The 11,368-nt window shown below is 59.7% G+C and carries 7 protein-coding genes; 1 reads left to right on the forward strand and 6 read right to left on the reverse strand.

The window, feature by feature from the left end:
• Position 1: 1 nt before the first annotated feature.
• The 5 genes from ACFOTD_RS13395 to ACFOTD_RS13415 all read right to left on the reverse strand — a co-directional run bounded on the left by ACFOTD_RS13395 (position 2) and on the right by ACFOTD_RS13415 (position 6,913).
• Positions 2–1,621 (reverse strand): response regulator, encoded by a 1,620-nt coding sequence (locus ACFOTD_RS13395; RefSeq protein WP_378119472.1) that lies wholly within the window; start codon positions 1,619–1,621, stop codon positions 2–4.
• A gap of 17 nt (positions 1,622–1,638) precedes the next feature.
• Complete coding sequence (locus ACFOTD_RS13400) at positions 1,639–3,405, reverse strand: cache domain-containing sensor histidine kinase (RefSeq protein ID WP_378119474.1); 1,767 nt, start codon at positions 3,403–3,405, stop codon at positions 1,639–1,641.
• Positions 3,406–3,489: 84 nt separating this feature from the next.
• Complete coding sequence (locus ACFOTD_RS13405) at positions 3,490–5,046, reverse strand: type 2 periplasmic-binding domain-containing protein (protein ID WP_378119475.1); 1,557 nt, start codon at positions 5,044–5,046, stop codon at positions 3,490–3,492.
• An 80-nt stretch (positions 5,047–5,126) separates the two neighbouring features.
• A complete protein-coding gene (locus tag ACFOTD_RS13410) occupies positions 5,127–5,999 on the reverse strand; it encodes a carbohydrate ABC transporter permease (RefSeq protein WP_378119477.1) in 873 nt (290 codons plus the stop codon).
• An 11-nt stretch (positions 6,000–6,010) separates the two neighbouring features.
• The gene (locus tag ACFOTD_RS13415) at positions 6,011–6,913 is read right to left on the reverse strand and encodes an ABC transporter permease (RefSeq protein WP_378119479.1); all 903 of its coding nucleotides are present in this window, start codon (positions 6,911–6,913) and stop codon (positions 6,011–6,013) included.
• A gap of 293 nt (positions 6,914–7,206) precedes the next feature.
• Here ACFOTD_RS13415 and ACFOTD_RS13420 point away from each other — a divergent pair, with 293 nt between their 5' ends.
• Positions 7,207–8,868, forward strand: coding sequence for a glycosyl hydrolase (locus ACFOTD_RS13420; RefSeq protein ID WP_378119481.1), 1,662 nt, complete (start codon positions 7,207–7,209; stop codon positions 8,866–8,868).
• A 125-nt stretch (positions 8,869–8,993) separates the two neighbouring features.
• Here ACFOTD_RS13420 and ACFOTD_RS13425 read toward each other — a convergent pair whose 3' ends face one another.
• Complete coding sequence (locus ACFOTD_RS13425) at positions 8,994–11,303, reverse strand: FAD-dependent oxidoreductase (RefSeq protein ID WP_378119483.1); 2,310 nt, start codon at positions 11,301–11,303, stop codon at positions 8,994–8,996.
• Positions 11,304–11,368 lie beyond the last annotated feature (65 nt).

An 11,368-nucleotide genomic window follows, 5' to 3' on the forward strand; every position in this document is an offset into this window, starting at 1 on the left:
TCTATCCTCTCGCTTCCTCGTTCCTTCTGCCGCCCGTCTCGTACTTCTGCGGCGAAGTACCGGTCATTTTTTTAAAAAGCGTGCAAAAGTATTTCTCGTTCTGAATGCCGACGGCTTCCGCGAGCTCCTGATTCGTATACGCCCGCTTGCGCATGAGCGCGATGGCCCTCTCGATCCGACGCTTGGCGACGTAATCGGTGAAGTTGACGCCCAGTTCTTTTTTGAACAGCTCGCTTACGTACGTCGGATTCAAATGGATATAGTCCGCCAGCTGACCGAGCGACAGCGGCTCGCTCAAATGGTCTTCGACGTACAGGATCGCTTTGGCCATATCCGGCCTCAGGCTAGGCGCTTCCGTCCGCGACAGAATCCGATCCCACTGTTCGCGGAGCCGGTCCGCGAACTGATGCAAATGCATGCAGGCATCCGGACGGAGCTTCGGCTCGTCCTGCGGGTCATGCCCGGACTGCAGCAACTTCCGCTCCAGGCGCGCGAGCCACCGCTCGGCGAAGGGAACCAGCTTGTCCGGGGAGATGCGGTGCGCATGCAGCAGCTTCAGCAGCGGCGCCAGCTCGTCCCGGTCGGCTTTCGACGAGACGCGCTCCAGCGCCACCTCGAACCGGTCGAAAACGTCCTGCGCGTCGGCTGCGTCGTAGAACGGCCGGCGGTTCGGCGTGACGACCGTTCCGAAGCTGCTATAAAACGCGTCCGTCACTGCCGCTTGCGCTTCCCGGAAGGCGGCTTCCGCCCGCTCCCAGCCCCCGTATCTCCGGCTGACCCCGACGGACACCGACAGGCGCAAATACGTTTTCACGTGACCGACGATCTCTTCGCCGAGCGCGACGCCCCTATTTTCGTAACCCAACTCTCCAGTTTCCTGGATCATCGCGAAGCCGAACAACGTGTCGCCCGTCCATTCGAAAACGAAGCAGCCGCCCGAAGCCTGGAGAACTTCTTCGATAATATTCATCATGCCGTACCGCAGCGATTGGCGGTCGGCAGGCGCAAAGGCCTCGCAGAAGGCCGCGTAATCGTCCAGCCGCACGGCAAAGCAAGCGTACCGATCAGTCCGGAAGCCGGGGGCGTACGGCAGGCTCGCCTTCTCCATCGAGGCGGCGCTACGCTCTCCCCGCGCCAGCTCCTCGAACAGTTGCTTGCGCATCCGGTGGGCGTCGCCTTTGACGGAGCCGCTTAGGCTATGAAGCGTCCGCTCCTTTTCTCCCCGCGCCATCATATTGTCCCGCGCCTTGTCCAGCGCCGCCAGCACCTCCTGCTCCCGCAGCGGCACCTTGACCAAGTACTCGAAGACCCCCATGGCGATCGCCTGCTTGGCATAAGCAAAGTCGCTATAGGCGCTCAAGACGATAAATTCGATGCGCGGATGGCTTTCCCGCAGCGCTTTGATCATCTCCAGTCCGTTTTTGCCGGGCATGACCACGTCGGTCAAGATTAGGTCCGGCTTCAGCAGCGCCGCCTTCTCCAGCCCCTCGTCTCCCGAGCACGCCGTGCCGACCAGCTTGTAAGGCAGCCGCCGCTCCGCCCAACGCTCGAACATGCGCGTCAGACGCTGCACCATCGGGGGCTCGTCGTCGACGATCAGGCAGGCGATCGCATCCCGCATGGCCACTCCTCCTTCTCCTAGACTGCGAGCGTATTCCGCTCGCTTGCGCGCAGGTCCGGAAACCGCAGCGTAATCCGCGTTCCTTTGCCTTCCTCGCTCCAGACGGCGAGACCGCAGTCTTCGCCATAGTTCAGCCGAATGCGCTGGTGGATGTTGTACAAGCCGATTCGCTTGCGCCTTACGGCCGGTTCGCCCTCCCGTCCCGGGAGCAGCAGCGTCGCCGCCTTGTCGGGAGTCATGCCCACGCCTTCGTCCGAGACGTCGATGACGAGTTGTCCGTCCTTGCTCGCCGCCGCGATTCGAATGACGCCCGCGAGCCTTCCGCCGCTATAGCCGTGGAAAACGCTGTTTTCCACGATCGGCTGCAGCGCCATTCGCAGCACCGGATGGGCCAGCGCCTCGGGATCGATCTCCTCGACGAGCTCGAAGGCGCGGTCGTACCGGATGCTTTGAATGTGCAAGTAATCTCTCACGTTGCGAAGCTCCTGCTCCAGGCTGACGCTGTCGGAGAAATCCGTGATGCCGTACTCGAGAATGGCGATCAGCGCGCCGATCAGGTCGTCTACCTCCTCGTATCTGCCGACGTCGACGACGTTGCTGATCGAACCCAGCGCGTTGTACAAAAAATGCGGATTGATCTGCGATTGCAGCACCTGTATTTCCATTTCCTTCTTTTTCCGTTCGCTGACGTTGACATGCTCGAGCAGCGTGCGGATCCGCTCCAGCATGGCGTTAAACGTGTCCGTCAGCTCTCCGAACTCGTCGTTGCGAAGCTTCGGAATCGTCACGTTCAGATCGCCCTGCTTGACCAGACTCATCTTGCGGATCAAGTAATAGACCGGCGTCCGGATCATCCTGGCGACGAAGGCGGCGGTCACGACGCTAAGGAGAAGGCCAACCGCGAGCACCACGAAGAAAAAGGATTCCAGCCGCTCAAGCGAGTGCGCCAGTGCCGTGCTGTCGGACAGGGCGAGCACGATCCATTTCGTACGGGGGATGAAGCCTCGCATGACGGTGACGGGCGCGCCGTCCATGCGCGCCTGGAAGACATCGTCCTTGTTATAAATCAGCTCCGTGCCGTCCCGGTCGCCCAACAGCAGGCGATGATCCTTGGCCCGCAGCGGTCCGCCCGCGGCCGGCTCGAGGATGAGGCGGCCCTGATCGTCGAGAATGGCGAGCCGCAGGTTGCTGCCGCGGCTGATCTGGTCCATCCGCTCCTGCAGCGCAGTCAGGTTGAGATCCACCGCAATGACCATCCGCTCCCCCGCGAACTTCAGCGCCTTCGTGAACGTCACCGTCCAGCCGGAGTAAAACGATTGGTAAGGATTGCTGACGGCAATGCTGCCGTACGCGTTGCTGTATGCGGCCCGGTACAGCTCTTCCCGGCTCGGCATCGGATCGTTCAGCACCTTGGTGACGGTATTGCCGCCGAGGATGGAAAGGTTTTCCCGGATCAAATATGCGTCGGTTAAAATGTCGGAGTGGGTGCGGTACACGCCTTCTACGCCGGCTTGCGCGGAATCGATACCGTCATGCCACGTCGCGGACGACGAGGAGAGCAGCGCGATCGTATTTTGAACCAGGGCGATGTACAGGTCCATATACTGCTGCTCCTTCAGCAGCAGCTGCTTGGCCCGTTCGGTCTGGCTCGAGGAAATCTCGTTTTTGATATAGCGGTAGGACAGGGCGCTGACGATCACCTCCGAGCTCAGCACGAAAATAAAGCAAACGAGGAATAATCGGAAGGAGATGTTGTGAAGCAGCTTGCTTGCCCTGTCCCGCATGACGTTCACTCCTGCATGTTCGATATCGGATCCGCAAACCGAAGAAGAGGAGAGCGGTCTCCGCTCTACTCCTCATCCGGGCGTTTATTGAAGCACGCCGTCGCTTTGCAACTGCTTCGTATAATTGGCGACGGCGTCGCTCAGCTTGAACTTGTCCTGCAGCGTCTTGACGTAATCGTCCCAGCCGCTAAGCGGCTCCTTGCCCATGACGAACTTGAGCATCATCTCGTTGACGTACTTGATGCGGTCCTGGGCCAGCGGATCGTTCGGATCGTCGAACACCCGGGGGTTGACATTGTTATCCTTTAGATAGCCGTTGTTCAGCTTCTGGTTGGCGTTCGTGACTTCCGGATTTTTAAAGTCGAAGTAGACGCCGTCATTGGCTTTGCGCACGAACGCGTAGTTGTAGCGCCACTCGACTTCCTTCTCGTTGTAGGTCGATCTGTCGATCAAGGCCGGCTTGCCGTCCGCGACCTTGAAGGTCTTGTCTTTGATCCCATAGGCCAGGTACGGATAGACGTCCGCGTTCGTGTACAAATATTGAATGAGCTGCATGGCGCGCTTGGTCTTCTCCGGGTCCTTGAGCGCTTCCTTCGACAGGCCGATCATCGTCTGCTGGAACGGCTTCGTGTCGAGAATCTGGTCGCCGTACGGTCCCTTCGGCGGCGCGATCTGCTGCCACTCCGGCACGCTGCCGCCCGCGTCCTTCATTTTCTGCTGCTCGGACGGCTCCATGCGGCGCCAATCCGCAATCATGATGCCGACCTTGCCCTGGTACATCTTGTTGTCCCGCTTCAGGTTGTCGTCGATCGTGACCCAATCGGGGTCGACGACTTTCGCTTCGATCATTTGATTAATGAACTGCAGCACTTCTTTCGTTTTCGGATCGGTGTTGTAGACGACGACCTTGCCGTCCTTCGCGTCGACGAAGTTGGGTTGAACGCCGAACATCCAGAAGATCTGCTGGAAGCCCTGGGCGCCCGTAGTGCTGTAGCCAAGCGAGCCGTCCTTCGGCAGCATGGCGAGGAAGCCGTACGTGTCGTCCTTGCCATTGCCGTCCGGATCGTCGAATGTAAACGCCTTCATTACCTTTAAAAGCTCATCCGGATTCGTCGGCGCTTGCAGGTTCAGCTTCTTCAGCCATGTCCCGTTGATCCACCAGCCGTTCACGCCGCCGACCGATTCGGAGCCGGGCAGCCCGATCATATGATCCTTATATTTCATCGGCTCGAGCCGGGAAGGATCGATGGAAGCGGTCAGGTCGGGCACTTCCTTGACCGCATCGTCCAGCTCCGCCACCAGCCCCTGGTCGTAATATTGAATGGCGCTGGCCCTGTCCGGGAACGTGAGGATGTCCGGGATCTGGTTGGACGACAGCAGCAGGTTCAACTTGTCCTTCCAGTTCTCGCCGCCCAGCGTCATGTCCAGCTCGATGTTGTTGTCCTTCTCGATTATCTGCCGAATCGGATCGTTCTCGCCCGAGGGCATCGGCGTCGTCAGCCTGTAGCCGATGGCGTTGAAGAAGCTCAGCTTCATCTTGCCGTCCGCCTGCGACTTCGCATCGTCCTTGCTGCAGCCGGTCGCCGCCAGACTGATGGCGACAGCCAGGGCGGCCGCCGTTTGCATGCGTCTCTTTCTCATCGATAAACCTCTCCCTTTCGAATAGTATAACGGTTTATATCAAGAGTTTCCTCATGATAACGAGAGTTTTGCCCCTTGGATCAACCCTTCACCGAACCGAGCAGCACGCCTTTGGTGAAGTGCTTCTGAATGAACGGGTATACGATCAAAATGGGCAGCGTGGTCACGACGACCGAGGCCATCTGCACGGAGATCGGGTTCACCGAATTGGCGGCTTCTGCGGCATCCCCGCTGATCGCGACGGAAGCCATCAGAATCTGTCTCAAAAAGAGCTGCAGCGGCTGCTTCGACGTGTCGGTGATGTAGAGCAACGCGTCGAAATAGCTGTTCCAATGCCACACCGCGTAAAACAAGCCGACGGTGGCTATGATCGGGCCGGATAGCGGCAGCACGATTCGGAATAAGATCGACAGCTCGCCGGCGCCGTCGATTCGCGCGGCCTCGTCGATCGCCTCGGGCAGCTGCTCGAAAAAGCTTTTGACGATCAGCAGGTAAAAGGCGTTGATAAGTCCCGGGACGATGAGCGACCATGACGAGTCCAAGAGGCCGATCTCCTTGACCAGCAGGTAGCTTGGGATGATCCCGCCGTTGAACAGCATCGTGAATACGATGAACATCAGCGCCGCGCTGCGCCCGGGCAGCGACTTGCGGGACAGCGGCAGCGCTGTCAGGACGGTGAAGAACAGATTGACGACCGTGCCTGCGATCACCCGAAAAAGGGTCGCTTGATAGGCTTCCGCAAGCCTTCCGCCCTTCATGATCTCTTCATAGGCGGTCCAGGTGACATGCGTGGGAATGAGGACGAGTCCGTCCTTTCGGATGACCTCGGAGATCGGCGTGACCGACACGCTGAGGACGTAAAAGAAAGGAACGACGCAAGACGCGGCAAGCAAGGATAACAGGACGTAATTGAGCGTTTGAAGCATTCGTTCGTTTTTGGACATCGCGTTCATCGCAGTTCCTCCTACCAGATTTGTCCGCCGACGCGTCTTGCCAGGCGATTGGCGCCGAACACCAGCGCGAAGCCGATGACGGATTTGAACAAGCCGACAGCCGTCGCGAGGCCGATCCGGCCCTCCTGCATGCCGACGCGGTACACCCAGGTCTCGATGACGTCCGCCTTTTCCTGATTCAACGGGTTCATCATCATATAGATCTGATCGAAGCCGACGTCGAGAATCGCGCTTAGGCGAAGGATCAGCATCAGGATAATGACGGTCTGAATGCCGGGCAGCGTGATGCTCCAGAGCTGTCTCCAGCGTGAAGCGCCGTCTACGGTAGCGGCCTCGTAAAGGGACGGATCGATGCCCGTCAGCGCGGCCAGATAGATAATGGCGCCCCAGCCGACCGATTGCCAGATATCCGTCGTCACGATCAGCGAGCGGATCAATCCGGGCTCCGTCAGAAACGAGATGCGGTCGAGATGGAACGCCGTCAAGAGCTGATTCACCAATCCGGAACCAGGTGCCAGGAAGGCGACCAGCAGGCCGTAGATGATGACCCAGGACAGGAAATGAGGCAAATACGTCAGCGTCTGGATCGTCCGCTTGAAGCCGCCCGCTGTCACGGCATTCAGCATCAAGGCCAAGACGATCGGGGCGGGAAACGAAAAGACGAGTTTATAAAGGGAAATGAGGATCGTATTGCCGATAATCTGATCAAAATAAACGCCGTCGAAGAACAGCTTGAAGTTTTGCCAGCCGATCCACGGACTTTCCCATAATCCGAGCAGGACGTTGTAATTTTTGAACGCTGCGGCGATATACACCATCGGCACATACTTGAATATCGCGAAGTAAAGCAAGCCGGGCAGCAGAAGCGCGTACATGACGCCGTGTCTGCGAACGTTTCGAACGATGGAAGCCATCCGTTTCTCTCCTCGCCGTCTTTCTGGATAGCTTCATTCTAGCTGCCCCGCCGAACCGGCAATTCCAAATTCTTCGGCAAAAGGTTCGATATTTTCGACTGAATACGGTTGTACCGAAGCTGCCGAAGATCGACAACTTTTTGCCGAAAAAACGTGACTCTTAACGGCGGGCGTAATTTTACAATGGATGTATCTCGAACGGAGGAGGCTATTTGAAAAGAGATTTGCGATTTGTAAGCGCTTAATCGTCGGTTTAGAAAACTGCATTGCCACTATGGAGGAGGGATTCGAAAATGAAGCGCAATCGAATGCCGCATTGGCTATCCGCGATGCTGATCGTCGCGATGCTGGTTCCCGTACTGCCGTGGACGGGCGGCACCGCGGCGAGCGCCGCCACGCCGGCGAACGCGAACGCGACGCAGGCAGTGAAGGACGTGCTGAATTACTTCGATACCGTACAGGCGAACAATCAGATCATCTCCGGGCAATACGTGCGGGGCCAAACTTACGGCTATACGGAAACCGACCACGTTGCCGATTTGACGTCCGGCAAGTATCCGGCCATGATCGGCTTCGACTTTTTGTACAATGTGACGGGCCTGGCCGATCTCGGCACATGGCGATCCGCCATTGTCGACGAAGGGAGCGATTATTGGAAAAAAGGCGGGCTGATGACCGCTTCCTGGCATCAGACGAATCCGCTGGACACGACGGCGGATGCCGGAGGCTGGAGCAGCGTCATCAGCGGGATGTCGCAGACGAATTTCGATAAGGTGACGACGCCCGGCACGCCCGAGTATGCCAAGTGGCTGGCGCATGTCGATACGATCGCGGGCTATCTGAAGTCGCTGCGGGATCAAGGCGTCGTCGTGCTCTGGCGGCCGTATCACGAGATGAACGGCGCCTGGTTCTGGTGGGGCGGCAAGGATCCGGCCTCGTATCGGAAGCTGTGGCAGAACATGTACGACCGCTTCACGAACGTTCACGGCCTGAACAATCTCATCTGGGTGTGGGCGCCGGCCAAGGAGCTGCCGCTGAACAGCGCTTATTATCCCGGCGACGCTTACGTCGACCTCGGCGGCGTGGATTTCTATACGAGCGATCAGGGCGACTCGAACTTCTCTGCAGCCAACACCCAATTGGCCGCCATTATGGGCAGCAAGCGCTTCGGCTTGTCCGAGGTGGGATTGGTTCCTCACGCCGCCTCGATACCGAGCTACGATTATACGTGGTTCCTAACCTGGGCGATCGGCTGGTCGGACAATTCCTTCTATGGCTCGCCACCCGAAAACCAGCCCGGCAATACGCCGTACCAGCTTACGACGGTTTACAACCATGCCGCCACGATCACAAGAGACGAGGTTCCCGCATTCGGCCGAACGATCGCCTCGGGCACGCCCATTTTCAGGGATGCCATGAATAGCTACACGGCGGGAAATCCCCCGCCCAACTGGACGCTCGCAACGACGGGCGGTACCGTGACGGCGGTCCTCGTGCCCTCCGTCGGCGTCGCGACGGCGGACCGGAGCATGAAAATCAACAAGACGAGTACGACGAACGCGGCGACCGCGGAAAAATCGTTCGGCGCGCAGACCGGCGTCGTCACCTTCAAAGCGACCTTACGCACGGAAGACCTCAATTGGAAAGACTTCACCGTCTACGACAGCGCCAGCCAGGCCGCTCTCCACATCGGACTGCAGGGCGGATATCTCAAAGCGTACAACGGCACCACGCTCTCCAGCGTCGCGCCGATCGCGAACGGCGCCTGGTACAACCTCAAGGTCATCATGAACACCGCGACCAAAAAGTTCGACCTCTACGTCAACGGCGTCAAGGTGGCCAACCAGTTCAACTTCAAAAATCCGGCCGCGGCAGATGTGAGCAAGTTGAAGGTCGGCGTCGCGGCCGACGCGACGGGCACGTATTATATCGATAACGTGCTGATCACCAAGTAAGGGGGCAATAACGGGTAAGTGCAAATGGGCGCCTATCGCCGACACAAGGAATACAACTAGCAAGAGACCTCCGCCGCGGCCGATACTCGGCTGTGGCAGAGGTCTTCTTGCGTTGCTGCGCACCCTCAAGCGTACACGCGGACTTCGGCGATCGCGGCCGAGCTGTCCCCGTTCGTCGCATGCACGACGATCCGCAGCTTGCTGGTCGTCAAGCCGTCAGGTAAGGCATGCTTTCGCGTCCGCTGATAGTTTCCCTCGACCCGTACGACGATCCGCCACGCGCCGCCGTTCCACAGCTCGACCGTATAATCCTTGGCCGTCTGCGGATCCCGGTAATACGGCGGGTAATGATGATACTCCCGCAGCAGGTTGCCCGGGAACGTGAGCTCGACCTGCCCGATGCGCCGCTCCTCGTCCCATTCAAGCTGCAGCCATTGGGATAGCGGCTGGTTAGGGTCGGAGCGCCATACATTGGCCGAAAGATGCGGCCTCGTGCAGCCGCTGACGGCTTGCTCCGGCGAATAACACGCCTGCGGCGGCTCCGTCTTGAAGCACAGCGTATGGCCGTTGCCGTACCGCCGCATCTTGTTCGCGCTCATCTGAAAAGCGGACGGGTGGCCAGGCTGCAGATCGCCCGCGACATGCCAGCGGACCGACGCGTTTTCCAGCACGTCTACCCGGACGTAGCCGTCTAACGGCAAACCGTCTGCATCGGTCAGCTTGAGCGGCCAGTCGACCCATGTACGATTGCCCGGCTGAACCGTCAGCGTCGATGCCGCCAGCGCCGCGCCAGGCTCCACCCGGTAATCCCAAATGTCGGTTACGCGGTACAAGCGAGCTTCGATCGGCTGCGGCACGCCGGAGTCGTTGCTCATGCACAGGGACAGCGTCCGAAGTCCTTCGCCGCCGCCGAGAGCGATCCATTGCCCCCTCCGCTCTTCCAGCGCCTCGTTCGGTGCACGCGGCGTCTCCTCCCAGCCCTTGAGCGCGCCATGCGTCCATGGACTCTCGGGTCCGACGCCATAGCAAAGCGCCTCGCTGCTGGCGGTTACGGTCGCCGATCGGGCCAGGTCTTCGTCATCCTCGTTTTTCACGTTCGGCAGGAAAACGCCGTCCCGCAGCAGCCGCTGCTGAATCTCGCCGATCGCCTCGGTCGCCGCGTCCTTGACCTCGATGCCTCGCCGCAGGGCGACCGCCGCGGCCGTGCCTACCGCCTGGCCGATCAACGCCGTCGTCGACATGACCCGGACGGTGCCAAGCGCCGCATGGGTGACGCTGACGTTGCGGCCGGCCGTCATCAGGTTGTCGATATCCTTGGTCAGCGAGATCCGCAGCGGGATGCCGTACGGACCGCAATAGCTCTTGGCCGCGTATTCGGACTTCTCGTCGTAGCCCTCGGCGCTGGCGGGTTCGCTGTTCGCGGCCAGCAGTCCGCCAGGCGTATGCAGGTCTAGGAACCAGCCGCCGTAGGCGATCTCGTCCGGAAACGCCGTGCGCCCGATCGGGTCGTGCTCCGTCATTAGATACTGCCCCATGATACGGCGGCTCTCCCGCTTTCCGGGCACCTGGCCGATCCAGTCCAGCGCGAAGTTCGCTGCTTTGTCCCGTGTGAGCGGATCTCGGTTCTTGATCCAATCCCAAACGCCCAACGTGTGCCGGGTCAGCTCGTGCCGGATATCCTCCGCATCGTAGATCGTATGCCACGGAACGCCGATCTCGAGCCACCAGTAACCGCCGCGGATATCGTACACCTGTCGGCCGTGCTTGTAGAAAAAGTCGGCGTCCTCGTAGCGGATCGCCCAATCCGGCGCCTGAAACGGAACGGGGCGCCCCATGTCCTTCGCCTTAAAGTGAATCGAGTTGCCCATCGTATCCTGGCTCGCCGCTTCGGGCGCATGGGGCTCGCCGAACTCCGCTTTCCCTTCCGTCCCCATCCGCCATTCGCAGCCCGCTTGTTCCGCGACGACGCCGTCGCCCGTGCAATCGAGAAAGACGTCGCCCATGAACACGATCTCGGTCTCCGCGCCGGCGACATAAGCGGTCACGGATTCGATCCTTCGCACCGACGACTTCGCTACAGACAAGATTGAAGTATTCAGGTAAAACGTCAGATTCGGCGTATTCATCGCCATATCGTACATCGTCATGTCCCACACGCTGTTCGTCCATCCGTTCTCGAAGATGACCTCGTGGTTCCGCGCGCGCTCCTCGATCAGCAGCTCGGAGATGATGCCGGTCTCGCGCGCGTACGCGTGGAATTGCGCGGCGCCATGGGGCGTCACGCGGATCTCGGAGGAGCTGTTGCCCCCGAATACGGGCCGATCCTGAATCAGTACCGTTCTCGCTCCCTGCCTCGCGGCGGCCACAGCGGCGCAGAACCCCGCGGTTCCGCCTCCGCACACGACGACCTCGAAGCTCTTTGTTTTTTTCTTCACGGATCTCACGCTGCCTTTCTTGCTTATCGCCGTCGAGCCGAGATCCCGGCCCAAGCCGCTTGTCG

Origin of the sequence: Cohnella sp. GCM10012308 (genome assembly GCF_042649185.1) — a bacterium.
Taxonomy (GTDB): domain Bacteria; phylum Bacillota; class Bacilli; order Paenibacillales; family Paenibacillaceae; genus Cohnella.